This window comes from Actinokineospora sp. UTMC 2448 (genome assembly GCF_024760565.1).
In the GTDB taxonomy this organism is placed as follows: domain Bacteria; phylum Actinomycetota; class Actinomycetes; order Mycobacteriales; family Pseudonocardiaceae; genus Actinokineospora; species Actinokineospora fastidiosa.
Genome location: NZ_CP031087.1, coordinates 2,711,834 through 2,733,819, shown reverse-complemented (window position 1 = coordinate 2,733,819; position 21,986 = coordinate 2,711,834). Strand labels below are relative to the sequence as shown.

General features: G+C 72.6%; 17 protein-coding genes. 10 read left to right on the top strand and 7 right to left on the bottom strand.

Annotation, left to right across the window (positions count from 1 at the left end):
• Positions 1–190: 190 nt before the first annotated feature.
• Positions 191–706 carry an RNA polymerase sigma factor gene (locus tag Actkin_RS12860; RefSeq protein ID WP_229787309.1) on the bottom strand — a complete coding sequence of 172 codons (516 nt, stop codon included), beginning with the start codon at positions 704–706 and terminating at the stop codon, positions 191–193.
• A gap of 85 nt (positions 707–791) precedes the next feature.
• The gene (locus tag Actkin_RS12855) at positions 792–2,054 is read right to left on the bottom strand and encodes a glycoside hydrolase family 18 protein (RefSeq protein ID WP_258907349.1); all 1,263 of its coding nucleotides are present in this window, start codon (positions 2,052–2,054) and stop codon (positions 792–794) included.
• Between the two features lie 137 nt (positions 2,055–2,191).
• Between Actkin_RS12855 and Actkin_RS12850 the strand changes: the two genes are divergently transcribed.
• From Actkin_RS12850 to Actkin_RS12840, 3 genes are all read left to right on the top strand, one after another.
• Positions 2,192–2,779 (top strand): TetR/AcrR family transcriptional regulator, encoded by a 588-nt coding sequence (locus tag Actkin_RS12850; RefSeq protein ID WP_258907348.1) that lies wholly within the window; start codon positions 2,192–2,194, stop codon positions 2,777–2,779.
• Between the two features lie 31 nt (positions 2,780–2,810).
• The gene (locus tag Actkin_RS12845) at positions 2,811–4,358 is read left to right on the top strand and encodes an MDR family MFS transporter (RefSeq protein ID WP_189212843.1); all 1,548 of its coding nucleotides are present in this window, start codon (positions 2,811–2,813) and stop codon (positions 4,356–4,358) included.
• A 220-nt stretch (positions 4,359–4,578) separates the two neighbouring features.
• Positions 4,579–6,510, top strand: a complete 1,932-nt coding sequence (locus Actkin_RS12840; protein ID WP_396122963.1) for a S8 family peptidase — start codon at positions 4,579–4,581, stop codon at positions 6,508–6,510.
• A 54-nt stretch (positions 6,511–6,564) separates the two neighbouring features.
• Here Actkin_RS12840 and Actkin_RS12835 read toward each other — a convergent pair whose 3' ends face one another.
• Positions 6,565–10,020, bottom strand: a complete 3,456-nt coding sequence (locus Actkin_RS12835) for a ThuA domain-containing protein (RefSeq protein WP_258907347.1) — start codon at positions 10,018–10,020, stop codon at positions 6,565–6,567.
• 191 nt (positions 10,021–10,211) lie between these two features.
• On the opposite strand from Actkin_RS12835, the gene Actkin_RS12830 reads away from it, so the two are divergent.
• The 3 genes from Actkin_RS12830 (at position 10,212) to Actkin_RS12820 (ending at position 12,829) form a co-directional block, all read left to right on the top strand.
• Entirely contained in the window at positions 10,212–10,952 is a 741-nt protein-coding gene (locus Actkin_RS12830) for an META domain-containing protein (RefSeq protein WP_258907346.1), read from the top strand.
• A 110-nt stretch (positions 10,953–11,062) separates the two neighbouring features.
• On the top strand, positions 11,063–11,995 hold the full coding sequence (locus Actkin_RS12825; RefSeq protein WP_189212839.1) for a Ppx/GppA phosphatase family protein: 933 nt from the start codon (positions 11,063–11,065) through the stop codon (positions 11,993–11,995).
• A gap of 12 nt (positions 11,996–12,007) precedes the next feature.
• The gene (locus Actkin_RS12820) at positions 12,008–12,829 is read left to right on the top strand and encodes an SDR family oxidoreductase (protein ID WP_258907345.1); all 822 of its coding nucleotides are present in this window, start codon (positions 12,008–12,010) and stop codon (positions 12,827–12,829) included.
• A gap of 4 nt (positions 12,830–12,833) precedes the next feature.
• Here Actkin_RS12820 and Actkin_RS12815 read toward each other — a convergent pair whose 3' ends face one another.
• Positions 12,834–13,451, bottom strand: a complete 618-nt coding sequence (locus Actkin_RS12815) for a UdgX family uracil-DNA binding protein (protein WP_189212837.1) — start codon at positions 13,449–13,451, stop codon at positions 12,834–12,836.
• On the bottom strand, positions 13,448–14,596 hold the full coding sequence (locus Actkin_RS12810; RefSeq protein WP_258907344.1) for a carboxylate-amine ligase: 1,149 nt from the start codon (positions 14,594–14,596) through the stop codon (positions 13,448–13,450). Before Actkin_RS12810 ends, Actkin_RS12815 begins: the two co-directional genes overlap by 4 nt.
• Before the next feature lie 231 nt (positions 14,597–14,827).
• Here Actkin_RS12810 and Actkin_RS12805 point away from each other — a divergent pair, with 231 nt between their 5' ends.
• Positions 14,828–16,006: a cytochrome P450 gene (locus Actkin_RS12805; RefSeq protein WP_258907342.1), complete on the top strand. Its 1,179-nt coding sequence runs from the start codon at positions 14,828–14,830 to the stop codon at positions 16,004–16,006.
• A gap of 523 nt (positions 16,007–16,529) precedes the next feature.
• On the opposite strand, the gene Actkin_RS12800 is transcribed toward Actkin_RS12805, so the two are convergent.
• A complete protein-coding gene (locus tag Actkin_RS12800; RefSeq protein WP_258907341.1) occupies positions 16,530–17,324 on the bottom strand; it encodes a UbiA family prenyltransferase in 795 nt (264 codons plus the stop codon).
• Between the two features lie 27 nt (positions 17,325–17,351).
• Between Actkin_RS12800 and Actkin_RS12795 the strand changes: the two genes are divergently transcribed.
• From Actkin_RS12795 to Actkin_RS12785, 3 genes are read left to right on the top strand one after another with little or no spacing between them, the layout of a single operon-like run.
• Complete coding sequence (locus tag Actkin_RS12795) at positions 17,352–18,059, top strand: class I SAM-dependent methyltransferase (protein WP_258907340.1); 708 nt, start codon at positions 17,352–17,354, stop codon at positions 18,057–18,059.
• A gap of 4 nt (positions 18,060–18,063) precedes the next feature.
• On the top strand, positions 18,064–19,101 hold the full coding sequence (locus tag Actkin_RS12790; protein ID WP_258907339.1) for a type III polyketide synthase: 1,038 nt from the start codon (positions 18,064–18,066) through the stop codon (positions 19,099–19,101).
• Between the two features lie 11 nt (positions 19,102–19,112).
• The gene (locus Actkin_RS12785) at positions 19,113–20,336 is read left to right on the top strand and encodes an FAD-dependent monooxygenase (protein WP_189212833.1); all 1,224 of its coding nucleotides are present in this window, start codon (positions 19,113–19,115) and stop codon (positions 20,334–20,336) included.
• Here the strand turns inward: Actkin_RS12785 and Actkin_RS12780 are convergent.
• A complete protein-coding gene (locus tag Actkin_RS12780; RefSeq protein WP_258907338.1) occupies positions 20,311–21,849 on the bottom strand; it encodes a S8 family peptidase in 1,539 nt (512 codons plus the stop codon). The two genes, Actkin_RS12785 and Actkin_RS12780, sit on opposite strands and share 26 nt — an antisense overlap.
• Positions 21,850–21,986 lie beyond the last annotated feature (137 nt).

Below are 21,986 nucleotides of genomic sequence, written 5' to 3'. Positions count from 1 at the left end.
AGTCGCCTCCGACACACGGAGGCTGGAAGGGGCCGGATGGCGGTGCGGCGTCCGGTCCGGCGCACGCAAGGCGCGTCCCCGGCGGCCAGACTGCGCGGGCGGACGCAGGGGCCGACCAGTCCGTGCGGCCCCTACGCTCCCCGCGCGGGTTGGTCCAGTGGGCTTCCGAGGCTGGGTCGCCGTAAGCGGGTTAGACATGGGCGGTCTCCGACAGGGTCGACCGCAGGGTGCGCAGGGCGCGGGAGAGGCGGGACTTGACCGTGCCCCGGGGGAGGCCGAGGACGGTCGCCGTCTCGCGTTCGTCGAGGTCGAGGAGGTAGCGGCAGGTGACCACCTGGCGGTACCGCTCGGGTAGGGCGGCGACGGCGGTCAGGAGTTCTCGGCGGCGGGCGCGGGCGGCGGCCGAGGCCGCGGGGTCGGCCGGGAGGTCCGGCTCGGCCGCCGCGGCCTCGGTCATCCCCCGTCTGCGGCGCGAGCGCACGGCGTTGCGGGTCTCGTTGGCGACGATGCGCAGCAGCCAGGGGCGGAAGGGGGCGTCTGCGCGGAAGGTCGGCAGGGCCCGGTAGGCCTTGACCAGGGATTCCTGCACGACGTCCTCCGCGTCCGCTCCCGCGCCGAAGAGGAGGGCGGCGCGGAGGGCGGGGGCGGTGTGGGCGCGCACGAGTGCGGCGTACGCGCCCACGTCCCCGGCGCGCACCCTGGCCACGGCTTCCGAGTCGTCGATCCGATCCGCTCCCTGTCCGGTGTGTGTCTCGCCCCTATCTACACCGCGGGCCGGGGGTTGGTTCCACTCAGCAGCGCAGGCCGCTGTGGAGGGCGCGGATCAGCTCGCCGTCGGCGGTGTCGCCGTCGAGGGACCAGATCATCGCCCCGCCGAGGCGGTTGTCGGTGATGAAGCGGGCCTTGCGCCGCATCTCGACCGGGTCGTCCCAGGTCCAGAAGGTGGTGCCGTCGAACAGCCAGGCGTGTCCCGCCCGGTTGTCGCGGTGGACGGTGAACCCGTCCAGCTTGGTCTTCAGCACCTTGTAGTCCTCGTAGCCCGCCTCCCAGGTCGCCGGGGCCGGGCCGGTGGCGGGCTGGAACAGCCCGTCGCCGCCGCCGGAGACGCCCGTCCAGCCTCGGCTGAAGAACGGCACGCCGAGCACCAGCTTGTGCCGGGGCGCGCCGCGGTCGAGGTAGGCGCCGATGGCGACCTGGCCGCTGAAGTCCGGGTCCGTCGGGCCGCCGCGCGGGGTGCGCAGCGCCGACTGCTGGTTGGTCACCGACTCCCACGAGCCGTGGTAGTCGTAGCCCTGGATGGTGGCGAAGGTCAGCTCCTTGAACACCTTCCGCACCTCGAACCCGCGCTCGACCATGCCCGGGTTGGCAGGCAGGAAGGCGGTCAGGTCGGCGCGCTTGCCGAGCTGGGCGCGGTACTCGCGGACCAGCAGGGTGAAGTTCGCCTTGTCCTCGGGCCGCACGACGTTGCCGGGCGCGGCCTCGCTGCCGGGCCACTCCCAGTCCAGGTCGATGCCGTCGAAGATGCCCGCCGCCGCGCCCGGGGCCGCGCCCGGCAGGTTGCCCTTGATCCACATGTCGATGCAGGAGCGCACGTGCTCGGCGCGGGACTCGGGCGTGAGGGCGGCGTTGGAGAAGTACTTCGAGCCGGTCCAGCCGCCCAGCGAGATGAGCACCCGCAGCCTCGGGTAGCGCTGCTTGAGCTGGCGCAGCTGGTTGAGGTTGCCCGCCAGCGGCTGCCCGGCGACGTCCTCCTTCCCGTTGACGCTCTGCTCGGCGGTGAACGGCCGCTGGTAGTCCGCCCACGGGTCGGCGCTGACGCAGCGGCCCTGCTCGTCGAGGAAGCCGAACGCGTAGTTGAGGTGCGTCAGCCGCTGGGCGGTGCCGTTCTTCACCAGGTCGCTGATCAGGAAGTTGCGGCCGTAGCCGCTCCACTGGGTGTAGTACCCGACCACGCGGTCGCCGTCCTTGCGGTGCGCCTGCGCGGGTGCGGCGGCGAACGCGGTCGCGAGCAGCGCGACGGCCACCGCGCCCGCTGCCCATCTGCCTCGGGACATGCCTCTCCTCTCCTATGGTCTGGACCACAGTAGGAGTTGGTCTAAACCACCGATAGCAACCGAATGGCCTATCTCACAGCATGCGCAGTCACTGCAAACTTGCACAACGCGCACTTTTTCCGGCTACCCTGGACGCCGTGAGCCTCCGCGACCGCAAGAAGCGCCAGACGCGATCCGCGCTGGTCCGCGCGGCGTTGGAGCTGGTCCACGAGCGGGGCGTCGACCACGTGACGGTGGAGGACATCGCGCGGCGGGCCGACGTCGCCCCGCGCACGTTCTTCAACTACTTCGCCACCAAGGAGGACGCCCTGGTCGGCCCCGACCCGGAGTCGGGGGCGCGGATCAGGGCGGGCATCGCCGACGCGCCCGCGCACCTCGGCGCGGTCGAGGCCCTGCGGCTGGCGCTGCAGGCCGAGATCACCGAGCTGGCCAGCGACCACAAGCTGTGGACGCTGCACATCGCGGTGCTCGAACGGCACCCGGAACTGATGGCCAAGGCGTTCGCGGGCGGGGCGGAGGCGGAGCGGCAGATCGTGGCAGGCATCGCCGAGCGCACCGGCCAGGCCGTGACCGACACCTATCCCCTGCTGCTCGCCGCCGCCGCGGGCGCTGCCTTCCGGGTGGCGCTGACCCGCTGGTCGACGCTGCCGGAGCCGCCCGCGCTGGGCGAGCTGCTCGACGAGTCCTTCCACCTGCTCGCGACGGGCCTGCCCGATCCGCGCTGATCCCCAGTCGACACCACACCCGAGGACGCCCATGTCCATCACGCAAGACCCGCCATCGAGCGCGCCCACCTCGCGGCGGGACATCCTCCAGGCCATGTCCGGGCTGATGCTCGGCATGTTCATGGCGATCCTCGCCTCGACGATCGTGGCCAACGCGCTGCCGCGCATCGTCGCCGACCTCAACGGCTCGCAGTCGGTCTACACCTGGATCGTCACCACCGAGCTGCTGGCCATGACCGCCACCGTCCCGCTGTGGGGCAAGCTCGCCGACCTCTACAGCCGCAAGCTGCTCATCCAGCTGTCGCTGGGCCTGTTCGTGGTCGGCTCGCTCATCGCCGGGCTCGCGCCCAACGTCGAGGTGCTCATCGCCAGCCGCATCGCGCAGGGCCTGGGCGCGGGCGGCATGACGGCGCTGGCCACCATCGTGATGGCGGCGATGATCCCGCCGCGCGAGCTGGGCCGCTACGCGGGCATCTTCGGCGCGGTGTTCGGCGTCGGCACGATCGCCGGTCCGCTGATCGGCGGCGTCATCGTCGACACCTCCTGGCTGGGCTGGCGCTGGTGCTTCCTGATCGGCGTGCCGTTCACGCTGGCCTCGATCGTGCTGCTCCAGCGCACGCTGCACCTGCCGGTCGTGCGCAAGCAGGTCAAGATCGACTACCTTGGTGCGGCGCTCATCGTCGGCGGCGTGTCGACGCTGCTGGTGTGGTCGACGCTGGCGGGCAACCAGTTCCCGTGGGCGTCGGGCTGGACCGCGCTGCTGGTCTCGGTCGGCGTGGTGCTGCTGGCGCTGGCGGTGTGGGTGGAGTCGCGGGCGACCGACCCGATCGTGCCGCTGACGATCTTCCGCAACCGCACGGTCACGCTCACCACGCTGGCGAGCACGCTGGTCGGCGTGGCGATGTTCGGCGGGACGGTGTTCCTGTCGCAGTACTTCCAGATCGCGCTGGGCAAGACGCCGACCGAGGCGGGCATGATGAGCCTGCCGATGATCCTCGGCCTGCTGGTGTCGTCCACGGTCGCCGGGCAGCTCATCACCCGCTACGGCAAGTGGAAGGTCTACCTCGTCTCCGGCGGCGCGGTGATGGTGGCGGGCATGGTGCTGCTGTCGACGATCACCGCGGCGACGAGCGTCCTGGTCGTCTCCGTCCACATGGCGGTGCTGGGCATCGGCGTCGGCCTGCTGATGCAGAACCTGGTGGTGGCCGCGCAGAACGACGTGCCAGCGAAGGACCTGGGCACGACCACCTCGACGCTGACGTTCTTCCGCAGCCTCGGCGGCGCGGTGGGCGTGAGCGCGCTGGGCGCGGTGCTGGCGAACTCGGTGACCAGGCAGATGACCGAGCGCTTCGGCCCGGCTGCCGCGGGCGGCGGCACCAGCGAGGTGCCGGACCTGGCCACCCTGCCGGAGCCGGTGCGCGCGGTGGTCGCCGACATCTACGCGTCGGCCACGGCCGAGCTGTTCCTGATCGGCGCGCCGTTCGCGGCGGCCGCGCTGGTGGCGGTGCTGTTCATCAAGGAGAAGCCGCTGAAGACGCAGAGCGGCGACGAGCGGCTGGCCGCCGAGATGGCGCACTAGCTGATAGTCCACAACGGACGGACCGGGGCGTAGGCCCCGGTCCGTCCTTCGTTTGAACGGGGATTGGTGCCAACGTCTCAGTGGCAATAATGGCAATGGTATTCCGGTTATACCTCGTCTAACGTGCAAATCGTTCGCGCGGACAGTTCCTCACCCTGCCACCGACGAGCGGTCACTCCCCGCCCGCCGGTGCTCGCACCGAACCAGGGAGAACACTTCCATGGGACCTGTTCGCCGAGCCCTGCCGCGCCGATTGGCCGTGGCGGGCACAGCCGCCGCCACCGCGTTCGCCGTTCTCGCCTCGCCCGCCGCCGCCGCCGAGGGCACTGTCCTGGGCACCGACAACCCCGCCGCGATCCCCAACAGCTACATAGTCGTGTTCAAGGACGCTGCCGTCACCAGCGTCGACACCGCCACCAGCGACCTGGCGCGCAAGTACGGCGCCTCTGTCGAGCACACCTACCGGCACGCCGTGCGCGGGTTCGCGGGCAGACTCTCGGCCAAGGCGGCCAGACAGCTCGCCGCGGACCCGAGCGTCGCCTACGTCGAGCAGAACGGCGTGGTCGGCGTCGCCGACACCCAGCCCAACCCGCCGTCGTGGGGCCTGGACCGCATCGACCAGCGCGATCTGCCGCTGGACAACAGCTACACCTACCCCAACACCGCGTCGAACGTCACCGCCTACATCATCGACACCGGCATCCGGACCACCCACGCCGACTTCGGTGGCCGGGCGACATGGGGCACGAACACCGTCGACAGCAACAACACCGACTGCAACGGCCACGGCACCCACGTCGCGGGCACCGTGGGCGGCACCGCGCACGGCGTCGCCAAGGGCGTCCGTCTGGTCGCGGTGAAGGTCCTCAACTGCCAGGGCTCCGGCACGCTCGCCGGGGTCACCGCGGGCGTGGACTGGGTGACGAACAACGCCACCAGGCCAGCCGTGGCGAACATGAGCCTCGGCGCGTCGGGCACCAACACCACCCTGGAGAACGCGGTCCGCAACTCGATCGCCTCCGGCGTCACCTACGCGCTCGCCTCCGGCAACTCCAACGCCGACGCCTGCAACTTCACCCCCGCCCGCACTCCGGAGGCCATCACGGTCAACGCGAGCACCCGGACGGACGCCCGCGCGTCGTTCTCCAACTACGGCACCTGCACCGACATCTTCGCCCCCGGCCAGGACATCACCGCGCCGTGGAACACCAGCGACACCGCCACCAACACCATCAGCGGCACGTCGATGGCCGCCCCGCACGTCGCGGGCGGCGCGGCGCTCATCCTGGGCGCGTCGCCGTCGCTGACGCCCGCGCAGGTGGCCTCGGCGATGATCTCGGCGTCGACCCCCAACAAGATCACCAACCCGGGCAGCGGCTCGCCCAACCGGCTGCTCTACGTCGCCACCGGCCAGCCGTCCGGGCCGAGCATCACCAACCCGGGCACGCAGCAGGACGTCGTCGGCTCCCCGGCGAGCCTGCAGCTGGCCGCGTCCGGCGGCAGCACGCCCTACACCTGGTCTGCCACCGGGCTGCCGACCGGCCTGTCGGTGAACGCGTCGACCGGCCTGATCTCGGGCACGCCGACGGTGGCCGACTCGTACTCGGTGACCGCGACCGTGACCGACAGCGCAGGCCGCAGCGCGAGCACCACGTTCACCTGGATCATCGAGAAGGAGGACGGCGGCGGCGGCGACTGCGCCAGCCCGGGGCAGAAGCTGGTGAACCCCGGCTTCGAGAGCGGCACCACCGGCTGGTCCAACGCGACCTGGACGATCTACAGCTGGACCGGCACGGGCGCCCCGCGCTCGGGCACCCGGTCGTCGTGGATCAGCGGCTACGGCTACACCGAGACCGAGACGCTGCAGCAGACCGTCACGATCCCGGCGGGCTGCACCGAGTCGACCCTGTCGCTGTACCTGAAGATCGTCTCGTCGGAGTCCGGCTCCACGGTGTACGACACGTTCACGGTGAAGATCGGCTCGACCACGCTCGCCACGTACTCCAATGTGGACGAGTCCGGCTACACCCTCCGGTCGTTCGACGTCGGCGCGTACGCGGGCCAGACGGTGACGATCAGCTTCACCGGCAGCGAGGACTGGTCGCTCCAGACCTCGTTCGTCCTCGACGACCTCGCGCTGACCGCGGGGTGATCGGGTAACGCGGAGAGCCTGCCCGGCGGGTCGTCCCCGCCGGGCAGGCGGCCGTTAGCGGTAGACCTCGAACGACCAGAGCGAGTAGCCCCAGCCGGTGGCCCGGGCCGTGCCGTGGACGCGCACGTAGCGCCCGGAGGCGGTGAGGCCGGTCAGGTCGTCGACGCCGCCGTCTCCCCCGGTCACCGTGCGGACGGTCGTCCACGTGGCGCCGTCGGTCGACGTCCGCACCTGGTAGCCGGAGCCGTACGCGGTCTCCCAGGTCAGCTTGACCCGGCTCACCGGGCCGGTGGCGCCGAGGTCGACCTGGATCCACTGCGGGTCGGCGAACTGGCTCGACCAGCGGGTGCCGGGGTCGCCGTCCACCGCTGCCGACGCCGGGTAAGCCGCCGACTCCACGCTCGACGCCGTGGCGGGCCGGTTCCGGGCGACGTCCTCCGACGGCGGCGACGCCTGCCCGAAGGCGAACTCGTCGACGTCGAACAGGCTGCCCGCGCCCCCGGTGAACACCAGGTACAGGGTGTGCGTCCCGGCGGGCGGGGTGAGTGAGCCGGAGACGGTCACGAAGTTCTCCCAGCCGCCGGTCGGCGCGACCGCGACGGAGCCCAGCAGCGGGCCCGTCGGCGACCCGGTGCGCAGGGACAGCGTCCCGCCCGCGCCCGCCGAGGCGACCCGCGCGGTGAAGGACGTGACGCCCGCCAGGGAGTACGGGGTGAACGACACCCAGTCGCCGTTGTCGATGTAGCCCAGCGCGCGGCCGCCGACCGCGGCGGCCTTGTCCACCACCGTGATGCCGTTCTGCGCGCCGAAGTGCTCGGCCTGGCGGGTGCGCGGCTGCAGGATCGCGGTGGCCCGCGCGGTCAGCGGCGGGCTGCCGCTGTCGGCGTACTCGGCGTTCACGACGCCGAAGATGTTCGCGCTGACGTCGTGTTCGCCGTCCGCCGTCGTCCGCAGGACGCCCGAGCAGCCGGTGGCGCTGGTGATCGGGTGGCCGTGGGTGTCGTGGCCGAGGATGTAGTCGACCTTCACCCGGGAGCAGTCGACGGCCGGGTCCTCGGCGTCGGCGACCACCACCCGGAACGGGACCTCGTCGCCGAAGGCGAAGGTCTGCCCGTTCGCGGGCAGCTCGATCCGGATGGTCGGCGCGCTGTTGCCCACCGAGATCGGCACGCTCGCCGACGCCGTCCTGGCGCCGTCGCTGACGGTCAGCGTGGCGGTGAAGGACCCGTTGGCGGTGTAGGTGTGGGACGGGTTGGGCGCGGTCGAGTCGACCGTGCCGTCGGTGGTGAAGTCCCAGGCGTAGCTGATCGGGTCGCCGTCGGGGTCGCCGCTGCCCGCCGAGCTGAACGCCACCGTCAGCGGTGCGCGGCCCGAGGTCGGCGTGCCCGCCGCCTGCGCGACCGGCGGACGGCCCGCCGCGGTGGTGTGCTCGATGCGGTAGACGGCGGAGTTGGCGTCGCCGCCGAACCAGCCGGTGCCGTAGTCGAGGACGTAGAGCGCGCCGTCCGGCCCGAACTCCATGTCCATGACCTGCGTGCCCGTCCACGGGAACGCCGCGATCGGGCCGGGCGTGGTCCCGGTGCCGACGGTCTTGATCCAGCGCCTGCCGAACTCGCCCGCGAAGAACAGCCCGTCGTAGGACGCCGGGAACTTCACGCTGGAGTTCAGCGCCGGGTCGTAGCGGTAGACCGGGCCCGCCATCGGCGACAGCGAGCCGCCACCGAGCTCCGGCGGGGTGGACCCGGTGTAGGGCAGCCAGCCGCGCTGGGCGGGTGGCAGCCTGCGGATGCCGGTGTTGTTGGGCGAGTCGTTGACCGGGCCGCCCGCGCAGTCGAACGCCGCGCCCGAGGGGCCCGACGGGAAGGTGTAGTCGACATAGGGGTCGTTGAAGCTGGAGCAGTAGGGCCAGCCGTGGAAGCCGGGCCCGGTGATCCGGCTGAACTCGACCTGGCCCGCCGGGCCGCGGCCGGGGTCGGCGGTGCCCGCGTCGGGACCGTAGTCGCCCACGTAGACGACGCCGGTCGCCTTGTCCACGCTCATGCGGAACGGGTTGCGGAAGCCCATCGCGTAGATCTCGGGCCGGGTGTTCGCGGTGCCCGGGGCGAACATGTTGCCCGCCGGGATCGTGTAGCCGCCGCCCGCCGACGGCCGCACGCGCAGGATCTTGCCGCGCAGGTCGTTGCTGTTGGCCGAGGTGCGCTGGGCGTCGTAGGCCGGGTTGCGGCCCGCGCGCTCGTCGATGGGGGTGTAGCCGCCGGAGTCGAACGGGTTCGTGTCGTCCCCTGTGGACAGGTACAGGTTGCCAGCCGCGTCGAAGTCGATGTCGCCGCCGACGTGGCAGCACAGGCCGCGGCTGGTCGGCACCTCCAGGACGGTGACCGCCGACGCCGGGTCGATCGTGTGGTCGGCGCGCACGGTGAAGCGGGCCAGCCGGTTGACCCCCGCGAACCGGGCGAAGTCGGCGGGCGTGCCGGTCGCCGGGGCGTCGCCGGGCGGGGTGGACAGGGGCGGGGCGTAGTAGAGGTAGACCCAGCGGTTGGTGGCGAAGCCCGGGTCCGCCTTGATGCTCTGCAGGCCCTCTTCGTCGTGGGTGTAGACGGGGAGGGTGAGCGCGACCTTGGTGTTGCCGTTGACGTCGGTGTAGCGGACCGTGCCGTCGCGCGAGGTGTGCAGGACGCCGCGGTTGGGCAGGACGGTCATGCCCATCGGCTCGCCGGTCTCTGCGACGCCCTTGGCGAGCGTGACCTGGGTGAACCTCGGCGCGGCCCCGCAGCCGCCGGTGCCCTGCGCGGCGTAGCGGATGCCGCCGAGCAGGTGATCGCGGAAGAGGGGTTCGGCGAAGCTCTCCCGGGTGTGGCCGCCGCCGGTGTACCAGGAGCGGCCGCCGTCGAAGCCGTGGCACCAGGCGATGGGGTGGTCGGCGCCCATGGTGCCGCCGGAGTAGGTGCTCTCGTTCAGCGTCGCGAGGACGTGCACGCGCCCGCGCGGGTTGTCGCGGTAGTTGTACCACTCGTCGAACCGGCTCCACTGCGCCGGAAGGTGCGCGGTGGAGGCGTGCTGCCGGTCGTGGACGTCGATGGTGGCCTGCTGCGGGGCGGGGTGGCTGGCGAAGTAGGAGCCGACGAGGTCGCCGTACCAGGGCCAGTCGTACTCGGTGTCGGACGCGGCGTGCACGCCCGCGTAGCCGCCGCCCGCGCGGATGTAGCGCTCGAAGGCGGCCTGCTGGCTGGTGTTGAGGACGTCGCCGGTGGTCGAGAGCCAGACGACGGCGTCGAACCGGGCGAGGTTGGTGTCGGTGAACTGGGCGGCGTCCTCCGTCGTCTCGACGGTGAAGTTGTTCTGCTGCCCTAACTGCTGGATGGTGGAGATACCGGCCGGGATGGAGTCGTGCCGGAAGCCCGCCGTCTTGCTGAAGACGAGCACGGTGAAGTCGGGGGCGGCGTGGGCGGGTGGGGTGACGGCGAGGGCTGTGGCCGCGACAGCGCATGCGACAGCGATCCTGCGTTTCACGCTCGGAGCCTTCCTGTCGGGGGACGACAGGCGTGCGCCGATCACGCCATGCGTGCTGGGTGAACTCAGGAGAACCTGATGTTACTGAAAGGATTCACCTGAGGGAAGAGCGCTCCCGCCCCGCCTGTTCCCACACCATCGGGTGACAGACGCCGGGCAACCCGGGGGGCGGCCGCTTCCGTCCTGGGTGCATGAAGACTCTTGTCGGCGTACTGGTGCTGCTGGTGGCCATGACCGCGTGCGGGGAGGGCAGCACTCCCGTGGGCGTCGGACCGGGCGCGGCAGGCCCTACCGGCGTCTACGTCAGTCAGTCGGGACATGAACTGGTCGAGGGCACGCGGGTGCGCGTCGAGTTCACCGACGACGGCAGGCTGCTGGCGAGCGCGGGCTGCAACACGATGAGCGGGCCCGTGGAGACCGGCGGCGGCAAGGTCGTGGTTCGGGACCTGTCCGTCACCGAGATGGGCTGCGACCCGGCCCGGCACGCGCAGGACGAGTGGCTGGCGGGCCTGCTGACCGCGTCGCCCGCCTGGCGGATGGACGGCGAACGGCTGGTGCTCACCGCGAACGACACCGAGCTGGTCATGGCCAGGGAGACCGTCCCGCCGCTGCTGGGCACGACCTGGGTCGTGGACACCCTCGTCGAGGGCGAGGTCGCCTCGTCGGTGCCCACGCGGGCGACGCTGACGTTCAGCGCGGACCGGGTGGCCGTCGACACCGGCTGCAACACCGGTGGGGCGATCTACCGGATGACCGGGAACGCGATCGTGTTCGAGCCGCCCGTCCTCACCCGGATGGCGTGCGCGCCGGAGGTCATGGCCGTGGAGGACGCCATCGTCGCGGTCATGGACGGCAAGGCCGAAGTGAGCACGGACGGACAAACCATGACCTTGTCCAACGGGGCCAAGGGGATCCGCATGACGGCGGGCTGACTTCCACTTCGGATCGGCCGGTGGGACGAGAACCACGCGTTTGGGTCGTTCCGGTCAGGGTAATAACCGGGAATGATTGTGACTCCCCTAGGAGGAGGGAGTACCCCCGGGTGAGCGGCCGCGTTGGCGTCATCGACATCGGCTCGGTTTCGGCGTGCCTGCAACTGGCCGACGACGGTCCGCTGACCGCCGCCTACAAGTACCCCACGCGGCTGGGCCGGGAGATCCGACCGGACGGCGTGCTGACCAAGCGCGGCGTGCGGCGGGTCGTGCGGGCCGCCCGGGCGACGGTGAGCGCGGCGCGCGAGTTGCGCGTGCGGGAGCTGTTCTGCTTCGCCACGTCGTGCGTGCGGGACGCGGCCAACCGCGACGAGGTCGTGGAGGCGGTGTACCGCTCGGTGGGGCTGCGGCCGCAGTTCCTCACCGGGCCGCAGGAGGGCTGGCTGACCTACCACGCCGCGCGGCACTGGGCGGGCGGGTCCGGGCGGATGCTGCTGCTGGACATCGGCGGGGGCACCAGCGAGATCGTCTACGGCGAGGACACCGTGCCCGACGCCGCCCTGTCGCTCCCGTTGGGCGCTGGCACCCTGACCAGGGCGTTCCTGCACAAGGACCCGCCGACGGAGAAGGACCTGCGCAGGCTCAAGCGGCACGTGCGGCGCTCGCTCGACGACGTCGTGGGCGACCCGGACTTCGACCGCGCCGTGGCCGCCTCCCGGATCCTGCAGCAGCTCGGCAGGCTCGCGGGCGCGCCGCCGCTGGGGGCGGGCGCCGACGCCCGCCGCGTCCTCACGCTGTCCGATTTGGACAAGTGGATCCCCCGGCTTGCCGACATGCCCTCGTCGCGGCGGGCCCGGCTGCGCGGCATCTCCGCCGCCCGCGCCCCGTACGTCCTGGCGGGCGCGATCGTGGCCAGGAGCATGATGCGCACCCTCGACGTGTCCGAAGTGGAGCTGTGCCCGCTGACGCTGCGCGAGGGCATCCTCCTGCACCACCGGGAAGGTGACGAGCCGCTGCCGCTCGACCCGCTGCGGCTGCGCTGAGAGGAGACCGCCATGGCAGCCCCGCTGCCGGAGGACCGCAACGGCGCGCCGCTGCGCGCGCTGGTGACCGGCGCCGACTCCGGGATCGGCCGGGCCACCGCCGTCGCCCTCGCGGGCGGCGGCGTCGACGTCGGCATCACCTGGCACACCGACCGGGAGGGCGCGGAGGCGACCGCCCGCGAGGTCGAGGCCGCCGGGGTGTCGGCCTTCGTCACCCGGATGGACCTGACCGACCTGCCCACGGCGGCCAGCGCCGTCGACGCGGCCGCCGAGGCGCTCGGCGGGCTGGACGTGCTGGTCAACGCCTCCGGGACGGGCTCGTCGACGCCCCTGCTCGACCTGGACTTCGACGACTGGCGCGCGGTGCTCGACGTCGACCTCGACGGCGCGTTCCTCTGCGCGCAGCGGGCCGCCCGGCACATGGTCGCCGCGGGCCGGGGCGGCCGGATCATCAACGTGACCAGCGTGCACGAGCACGCGCCCCGGGTGGGCGCGGGGCCGTACTGCGTGGCCAAGGCCGGGCTGGGCATGCTGACCAAGACGCTCGCCCTGGAGCTGGCGCCGTACGGCATCACGGTGAACTCGGTGGCCCCCGGCGAGATCTCCACGCCGATGACGGGCCAGGAGGACGCCGACCCGCGCGAGCAGCCCCGCCCCGGCTACCCGCTGGGCAGGCCGGGCCACGCGCACGAGGTGGCCTCCGTGATCGCCTTCCTGGCCACCCCGGCCGCTGGCTACGTCACCGGCGCCTCCTACGTCGTCGACGGCGGCATGCTGCTCATGGGCCCGCAGGCCAGCGGCGCCCTCCAGAGCGACGACTGGCGCACGCCCTGACGGACTAGGCGGCGGCCACCCGCAGGTCGGCGACCAGTCCGGCGTAGACCTCGTCGCGGTCGTCGCGGGCGCGCAGGACGGCGGAGGGGTGGGTGGTGGCGAGGACGTCGCGGCCGGCGAAGGGGCCGTCGGGGGCGGGGAGGACGCGGCCCCGGTCGGTCGTGATGCGGAACTTCGGGCCGTGGAGGGCCTTGGCGGCGGTCGCGCCGAGGCAGACCACGAGTTCGGGGTCGACGCGGGTGATCTCGGCGGCCAGCCAGGGCGCGCAGGCGACCACCTCGGTGCGGCCGGGGGTCTTGTGGATGCGGGTCTTGCCCCGTTCGGAGCGCTGGAACTTGAAGTGCTTCACCGCGTTGGTCAGGTACACCTCGTCCCTGGCGATGCCCGCCTCGGCGAGCGCCTTGTCGAGGATGCGGCCCGCGGGGCCGACGAACGGCTCGCCCTCGACGTCCTCGCGGTCTCCGGGCTGCTCTCCGACCAGGACCAGCCGGGCGGTGTCCGGCCCGGCGCCGAACACCGCCTGGGTGGCGTCGCGGTAGAGGTCGCAGCCGCGGCAGGTGTGGACCGCGGCGCGCAGGTCGTCCAGCGTCCCCCGGTCGGGGACGTACGGCTCGGCGCTCATACCGGGGTGTATCCCGCTTCGACCGGGGTCAATCCCGTCGTCTGCGCGGCGAGCATGGCCGCGACCGCGGCGGGCCCCCCGGGCGCGGCGACGCGTTGCAGCTCGGCGCCGGTGCCGCGGCGGGAGAGCTCGGCGAGCGTGGCGGTGACCATGCTCAGCTCGCCGAACTCGGCCAGCGCGGGCCGCACCCGGTTGAGCAGGGCGGCGAGGCGGCGGCGGGCGCTGGTGCGCCGCCGGGTGACCGGGTCGACCGCGGCGCCGCGCATCCCGTGGCGGGCCGCGCTCCACAGGGCGGCGGCCATCGTGTCGCGGTCGGGGCGCGGGGCGGGGATGCCCGCGGCGAGGTCGGACGCCGCGGTGACGACGATGGCCCGGCACAGGGCGGCCAGCAGCATCGCGTCGGCGGGCGTCGGCACGCTGTCGGCGACCCGGATCTCGATGGTCGGCAGGTGCGGCGAGAGCCGGGCCAGCCAGAACGTGATGCGGTCGTCGGTGAACGCGCCGCAGTCGACGAGCCGGGCGATGTGGCGGTCGTGGTCGGCGGCCGACTCGACCCACGGCGGCGGGCCCGAGGCCGGGAAGGCGGACTGGGCCAGCGCGCGCAGGCTGGCGTAGTCGGCGTCCCTGCCCTGGCGCAGGGGCGAGTTGGCCGACAGCGCCAGCAGGGTCGGCAGCCAGGGCGTGACGTAGTTGAGCAGGGCGGCGGCCGCGTCCCGGTCGGGGACGCCGACGTGCACGTGCAGGCCGCAGCACTGGTAGTCGGAGAACATGCCGCCGTAGTGCGTGGCGATGCGCGCGTACCGGTCCCCGCTGGTCAGGGTGATGGGGCGGGACGCGACGATGGGCGCCCCGGTCGCGATGAGCAGCGCGCCGTGGGCGCGGGCCCGCTCGGCGAGCCGGGCGCGGGCGTCGGTGAGCTGGGCGGCGGCCGCCGCCGCGGTGTGGCAGACGCCGGTGGCCACCTCCACCTGGCTGCGGGCGTACTCGTACTGCGGCGTCCACGGACCGTAGCCGTGGCACTGGTCGATGACGGCGGGGCCGCAATCGACCGGTTCTGCGGTGCGCGGGTCGACCAGCAGGAACTCCTCCTCGATGCCGAGGGTGGCTCCCGCGTCGACGCGGCTTCGGGGGTCGGTCGTGTGCATGGGCTGCTCCGATCGCGGCCGAAGTCGGCTCCCCATCATGGTGCGGCGGCAGCGGGCGGGCGGCACACCAAGGACGAGATTCCGCGACGCCCCGCCGCCCGCGCAGCCACCGAACGGGTCGGTTTGCGGCCCGGGACGGGGAGGGTACCCCCGGTCATGACACGCACGGCCGTGCCGCGGACCTTGACGGCGATTTCGCGGAGCGACGCAGCCAAGCTGGGGCTGCGCGTCGTGTTTCCGCTGGTGGCGAGCGGTCTGGTCGTGCGCAGACCGCGGACGGTCGGCCTGCTGACGAAGGCGGGCGCCTACCAGGCGATGCTGAACGAGCTCCGCAGGATGCGCGTGCGCTACGGCCCGGGTCCCGCCTCGGTGCGGCTGGGCAAGCGCCGGTTCGTGATCCCGCTGTCCGCCGAGGACGCCGCGCTCGTGCTGGCCGAGACGCCGGTGCCGTTCTCCCCGGCGAACCGGGAGAAGGTCGCCGCGCTCCGCCACTTCCAGCCGCACGGCCTGCTCATCTCCCCCGCCGCCGCCCGCCGCGACCGCCGCCGGTTCACCGAGCACGTGCTGGACACCCCGCTCCCGATGCACCGCCTGTCGGCCCCGTTCGCCGCCGCCGTGAGCGCGGAGGCCGAGGCGATGCTCGAACACGACCGCCTCGACTGGCCCACCTTCGCCGACGGCTGGTGGCGCCTGGTCCGCCGCATCACCCTCGGCAAGGGCGCCCGCGACGACGTCGAACTGATCGACCTCCTGCACACGCTGCGCGCCGACGGCAACTGGTCCTACCTGCACCCCCGCCGCCAACGCCGCCGCCAACGCTTCGCCGAACGCCTCAAATCCCACCTCGACCGCGCCGAGCCGGGCAGCCTCGCAGGCCTCACCGCCGCCCAGGGCTCCCAGGCGGTCGACCAGTTCCCCCAGTGGCTCTTCGCCTTCGACGCGGCGGGCATGGCGGTGATGCGCACCCTCACCCTGGTCACCAGCCACCCGGAGATCCTGGCCCGCCTCCGCGACGAGACCGACCAACGTCCCGTCTTGAGGGCCTGCGTACTCGAATCACTCCGCCTGTGGCCGACCACCCCCGCCATCCTCCGAGACACCACAGAGGCCACGGACTGGGGCCCACCGGGAACCACAGTCGCCGTGATCACCCCCCTGTTCCACCGAGACTCCGGCGACCGCTTCGACCCGGACCTCTGGCTGGACGGCAGGGCCGCCCTCAACCCGGCCCTCCTCCCGTTCAGCACAGGCCCAGCAGGCTGCCCGGGCCGGAACCTGGTCCTGTTCATCACCTCAACCTTGATCCACGCCCTACTCACCCGCGCAGACCTAACCCCAAAGAAACCCCTTACAGGCACCATGCCCGCACACCTAAACCCCTTCAAACTGGCACTAACAAAAACCAAATAAGAAGCAACGCACCCACCCACCTACGCAACACGCCCCAGATAACTGTCCGATGGGGTGAACCCGCATTCGTGGGGAGAAAAGCGGTGCTACCCTATCTCGGGCGTGGACGGCTTCGCCGCTCCGCCCTTTTTCCACGCCCGCGCCGCTTTTCTTAGGGGCCCCGCGAATGCGGGTTCACCCCATCGGACGCCCAAGAATCACATCGCGCTTCGGATCTTGGGGTTTGGCGCCCGCTGTCAGACGCACACCTTGGCGGCGGCGCAGGTGTCGTAGGCGGCAGGCGGTGTCGAGGGTGGTTCGCGATGTGCTTTTGGGGTGTCCGATGGAGTGAACTCGCATTCGCGGGGCCCCTAAGCGAAGCGGCGCGCGCGGAAAGAAGGGCGGAGCGGCGAAGCCGTTCCGCGCCGAGCAAGGGTAGCACCGCTTCGCTCCCCACGAATGCAAGTCCACTCCATCGGACAGAAGCGTCACGCGTGTTGCGTCGGGTGGGTGGTTGCGTTGCTTTAAACGCAGTGAGTGGTGTTCAGGTCAGTACGTGGGTGGCTACGGCTACGTCCACTAGGGCTACTGCCATCACCGCTGCGAAGGGGGCTCTGCCGCCTTTTGCGACTCCGATCGCCAGGATCGTGCCCGCTACTCCCAGTGCCGCCAGTGCCAGGGGTGTCGGTGGGCCTGGTGGGCCTAGGGCTAGTAGGACGCCGGTGGCGAGCATCAGGGCGGCTGCGGCCAGGATCGAGGAGCGGGCGCCGATTCGGTGCGGTAGGCCGCGTACTCCCGTCGCCAGGTCGTCCGCCAAGTCGGGAATCGCGTTGGCGAAGTGCGCTGCACTGCCGAGGGTGGCGGCTGCGGCCATCAGCCACAGCGGAGCCGGGCCGACGATCACCGGTAGCAAGGCGAACGACACCGTGTACGGGACGACCGAGAAGGCCGTCGACTTTACGCCCAGGTCGTAGGCCCAGGCCGACGCCAAGGCGGCCGTGTGGGCCAGGAGGGCTGTCAGGCCGAACAGAGACGTCAGGGCCAAAGCGGCCACGGCGGCGACGATCACGCCTGCACCGACCGTCCGACGGGACACGCGGCCCTCGGCCACCGGCTTGCCGGAGCGGCCCACGGCGGCGTCGCGGGGGGCGTCGAGCAGGTCGTTCAGCCAGCCCACTGAGAGTTGTCCACAGAGGACCGCGACGGCGAGGCCCACGACCTCAGGGGCCGACCGGCCCGCTGCCGCTGCCAGGGCGGCCGCGAGGGCCGTCACGGTCAGGGTCGGCGCGGGGTGGCACGCCATCGCTAGGGCGGCTCCGGTCCGCACGGCCTGCTGCACGGGCCCGAGTGTGCCAGCCTGGAGCACGTGCCACCGACCGAGCAGTTGCCGAGGAACGACATCCGCCTCTACGACCGACTCGCCGACCAGTGGTGGCGGCCTCGGGGTGTGTTCGCCATGTTGCACTGGCTGGCCGCCGCCCGGGGGGAGTTGGTGCCGCCGCCGGAACGGGCGGGGGCCGTGTTGGTGGACCTGGGGTGCGGGGCCGGGTTGTTGGCCCCGCACGTGCGCGGATACCGGCACATCGGGGTGGACATGTCGGCGAGCGGGTTGCGGCAGGCGCGGGAGCACGGGGTGACGGCGGTGCGGGGCGACGTCCTGCGGGTGCCGCTGCGCGACGGGTGTGCCGACGTGGTCGTGGCCGGGGAGATCCTGGAGCACGTGACGGACCTCGACGCGGCGGTCCGGGAGATCGGGAGGGTGCTGGCGCCGGACGGGCTGCTGGTGTTGGACACGCTCGCGGCGACGCGGCGGTGCCGGTTCGTGGCGATCGGCGTCGCCGAGCGGGTGCCCGGGATGGCGCCGCGCGGGGTGCACGATCCCCGGCTGCTGGTTGATCGCGCCGCGTTGGTCAAGGTCGCCGCGGAAGTGGGTATCCCGCTGCGGTTGCGCGGCATCCGGCCCGTCCTGTCCGACGTGGCGGGCTGGCTGCTGGGCAGGCGGGACTCCGTCCGGCTGCGGCCGGTGCGGGACACGGGTGTGCTGTTCCAGGGCGTCGGCCGGAAGGTGGGATGAGACGGTGGAACGACGGGCCGTGGTGGCCGGGATCGGGGTCGCCGTGCCCCCGGCCTTCGACCAGCGGGTCATGTGGGACACCCACTTCAGCGGCGCGCTGGCCGGGAGCCGAGCGGCCGAGCGGATCTTCGCAGCGTCCGGCGTGCGCACCCGGCACGCGGTGGCCGACCCGCGCAGCGAGGACGTCGCGCACTGGTCGACGGCGGCGCGGATGCGCCGCTACGCCGAGGCCGCCCCGCCGCTGGCCCACCAGGCCGTCACCGCGGCCCTGGCCGACGCCGGGCTGGACGCGGGCGACATCGGGCTGCTCGCCGTCGCCTCCTGCACCGGGTACGGCACCCCGGGGGTGGACATCGCGCTGGCGGGGTCGCTGCCGCTGGACCCGAGGGCGCGCAGGCTCCTGGTGGGGCACATGGGCTGCTACGCCGCGCTGCCCGGCCTGGACAGCGTCAGCGACTACGTCAACGCCAACGGCCGACCCGCCGTGCTGCTCTGCCTGGAGCTCACCTCCCTGCACGCCCAGCCGCCGACCGACGACCCCGAGCAGATCGTCTGCCACGCCCTCTTCGGCGACGCCGCGGTGGCGCTGGTCCTGCAACCGGACCGGGGGCCGGGGCTGCGCGTGGTCGACACCGCGTGGCGCACGCACCCGGACACCAGCGACCACATGACCTGGCACGTGACCGACCTCGGCTTCCGCATGAGCCTGTCCCGCCGCGTGCCGGACGTGCTGGGCGTCGAGGTGGAGCTGCTCGCCAAGGACCTGCTGGACCCGCACGGCCTCACCGCGGCCGACGTCGACCACTGGGCGGTGCACCCGGGCGGGCCGCGCATCCTGACCGTGGTCGAACAGGGCCTGGGGCTGCCGGACACCGCGCTCGCCGAGTCGCGCCGGGTGTTGGCCGACTACGGCAACTGCTCCTCGGCCACGGTAGGGCTGATCCTGCGCCGCCTGGCCCCGGCCCCCGGGGAGACGGTCGTGGCGATGGCGTTCGGCCCGGGCCTGACCCTGTCCGGCGCGCTGATGGTGGCCGAGCCCTGAGCGTCGTGATCGTGGGGGCAGGCCCGGTCGGCATGACGGCCGCGCTGCTGCTGGTCCGGCGCGGGATGGACGTGACCGTCCTGGAGCGGCACGCGGAGCCGTACCCGCTCCCCCGCGCGGTGCACCTGGACGGCGAGGCCGTGGACATCCTGCGCGGGGCCGGGGTGCTGGAGCCGTTCCTGCGCATCAGCCGGGCCATGCCGGGACTGCGGCTGGTCGACGCCGGGCACCGGGTGCTGGCCGAGTTCCGCCGCGCGCCCGTCGGCCGGTTCGGGCACCCGGACGCGTCCCTGTTCGACCAGCCCGCGCTGGACGCCGTGCTCGCCGCCGCGCTGCCGGACGGCGTCATCCGGCGCGGCGTGGACGTGGTGGCGGTCGAGCCGGGCCCGGTGGTGGTGTGCGCGGACGGCACGCGGATCGCGGCGGAGGCGGTCCTCGGCTGCGACGGGGCCGACAGCGTGGTCCGGCGCTCGCTCGGCATCGGAGTGCGGGAGCTGCGCCCCGCCGAGCGGTGGCTGGTGGTGGACGCGGTGTCCCCCGAACCGGTGGACATGTGGGACGGCGTGCACCAGGTGTGCGCCGAACGCCCGGCGACGTTCATGCGAGTGGTGGGAGACCGTTACCGCTGGGAGTTCCGGCTGCGCCCCGGCGAGGACGGCGGGTCACTGTCCCCACCGGACGGTCCGACGGTCATCCGCCGCGCCGTCTACACCTTCCACGCCCGGGTTGCCGAGCGCTGGCGGCTGGGCCGGGTGTTCCTGCTGGGCGACGCCGCGCACCTGACGCCCCCGTTCGCCGGGCAGGGGCTCGGCGCGGGCCTGCGGGACGCGGTGAACCTGGCGTGGAAGCTGGACTACGTGCTCGACCGCGGCGCCCCGGACGAGCTGTTGGACACCTACCAGGCCGAACGGCTCCCCCACGCGCTCACCACCATCCGGGCGGCGCGGCTGCTGGGGTGGGCCATGACCGGTGGCCGCGCCCGGCAACGCCTGCTGCGCGCGGCCGCGCACCTGCCGATGGCCGAGGTCGCGCCCCGGCTGCGCGGCGGGCCGCTGGTGCGGCGCGGAGGCGGCAAGGTGCTGCCGGGTGCGAGTTACGACGACTTCGCGGTGGTCGGGAACCGCCTGGTGCGCCCGGACGGCGTGGTCGCGGGAACGGCGCGGACCGCGTCGGGGCTGGCTGCCCTGACGCGGTCCGTCAACGGGTGCCTCAGACCGTCAGGGTCCAGGAGTTGATGTAGCCGGTGTCGGCGCGGTAGCGGTCCTGGACGCGCAGGCGCCAGGTGCCGTTCGCGGTCTCAGCCGACGCGTTCACCGTGTAGGTGGTGTTGATGTCGTTGCTGGAGTCGTTGCTGGTGCTCTTGAGCCGGTACACCGAGCCGTCCGGCGCGACCAGGTCGATCTGCAGGTCGCCGACGTAGGTGTGGCGGATGTCCACGGCGACCTCGGTCGACGCCGACGCCGTGCCGGTGCAGCCGGACACGGTCACCGAGCTGGTCACCGCGGCGCCCGCGTCCGGGATGGACACGTCGGCGCTGTTGGTGACGGGCGCGCAGGTGGGCGGCGTGGTGCCGCCCGAGCCGGTGTAGAGCATCCGGTTCGGCGACCCGGCGCCGAGGTTGGTCAGCGTGTCCTTGGTGGAGTTCGCGACCAGCGCGTCGCGCACGGTCAGCTGGCTCGCGGTCCGGTTGCCCTCCAGGTACAGCGCCGCCGCGCCCGCGACGTGCGGGGTGGCCATGGAGGTGCCGCTCTTGGTGGCCGTGCCGGTGTTGCTGTTGTACGCGGCGGACACGATGTTGTCGCCCGGCGCCCAGATGTCGACGCAGGGGCCGTAGTTCGACGTCCAAATCTGGTTGTCGACGCGGCCGTCGTTGCGGTCGGTCGCGCCGACGGTGATCGCGTCGGGCGTGCTGGACGGCGAGTCGTCGCACGCGTCGTCGCCGTAGTTGCCCGCGGCGACGGCGGTGACGACGCCGGAGTCCATCATGCGCTGGACGGCGTCGTTGGTCGCGGTCGACTTGCCCGTGCGCAGGCTCAGGTTGGCGACCGCGGGCTTGACGGCGTTGCTCGTCACCCAGTCGATGCCCTCCAGGATGTCGGCTGCGGTGCCGGTGGACGAGCAGCCGAACACCCGCACGCCGATGAGCGTCGCGCCCTTGGCCACGCCGTAGGCGGTGCCGCCCGCGGTGCCCGCCACGTGCGTGCCGTGGCCCTGGCAGTCGCTGGTGTCGTTGTCGTTGTCCACCGTGTCGCGCCCGTGCTTGGCCCGGCCGCCGAAGTCCTGGTGGTTGATGTTGATGCCGGTGTCGATGATGTAGACGTTGACCCCGGCGCCGGTCGCGGTGTACTCGTACCGGCTGTCCAGCGGCAGGTCGCGCTGGTCGACGCGGTCCAGGCCCCAGGTGGGGTTCTGCTGGACGTCGGCCAATTCGACCCGGTGGTTCTGCTCGACGTAGGCGACCCTCGGGTCGGCGGCGAGCCTGCGGGCCTCCCGGTCGGACATGGCCGCGCTGAAGCCGCTGATCGCGCTGGTGTAGACCGTGTCCACCCGGCCGCCGTGCTCGGCGGTCAGCTCGCGGGCCGCCTCGGTCGACGAGCCGCCCTTGAGCACGACGATGTAGCTGCCGCTGATGGCGTCGGCCACCGACAGCACCTCGCCCTCGGCGGGCATGGCGGTCAGCACTCCGCCAGCCACCGCGGTGAGCGCGCCCATGCCCACCAAGGCCAGTTTCTTCCGAACATGCGTCATCTTGCGCTGTTCTCCCTCGCGTAGCCCGCGCGGGCCGGAAGCAGGGACGGCCCGCGCGGGTGTGGTGTGTCCGCCCATGCAGGGGAGGCGGACAGGGGGAACGGTAAGCACGGCAGGGGCTTCGGCCAACCGACGAT

Bases quoted from the DNA above. Each gene is read 5' to 3' on its own strand.
- Actkin_RS12840 (WP_396122963.1), top strand. From the start codon at position 4,579: ATGGGACCTGTTCGCCGAGCCCTGCCGCGCCGATTGGCCGTGGCGGGC.
- Actkin_RS12820 (WP_258907345.1), top strand. From the start codon at position 12,008: ATGGCAGCCCCGCTGCCGGAGGACCGCAACGGCGCGCCGCTGCGCGCG.
- Actkin_RS12845 (WP_189212843.1), top strand. From the start codon at position 2,811: ATGTCCATCACGCAAGACCCGCCATCGAGCGCGCCCACCTCGCGGCGG.
- Actkin_RS12810 (WP_258907344.1), bottom strand. From the start codon at position 14,596: ATGCACACGACCGACCCCCGAAGCCGCGTCGACGCGGGAGCCACCCTC.
- Actkin_RS12855 (WP_258907349.1), bottom strand. From the start codon at position 2,054: ATGTCCCGAGGCAGATGGGCAGCGGGCGCGGTGGCCGTCGCGCTGCTC.
- Actkin_RS12815 (WP_189212837.1), bottom strand. From the start codon at position 13,451: ATGAGCGCCGAGCCGTACGTCCCCGACCGGGGGACGCTGGACGACCTG.
- Actkin_RS12830 (WP_258907346.1), top strand. From the start codon at position 10,212: ATGAAGACTCTTGTCGGCGTACTGGTGCTGCTGGTGGCCATGACCGCG.
- Actkin_RS12780 (WP_258907338.1), bottom strand. From the start codon at position 21,849: ATGACGCATGTTCGGAAGAAACTGGCCTTGGTGGGCATGGGCGCGCTC.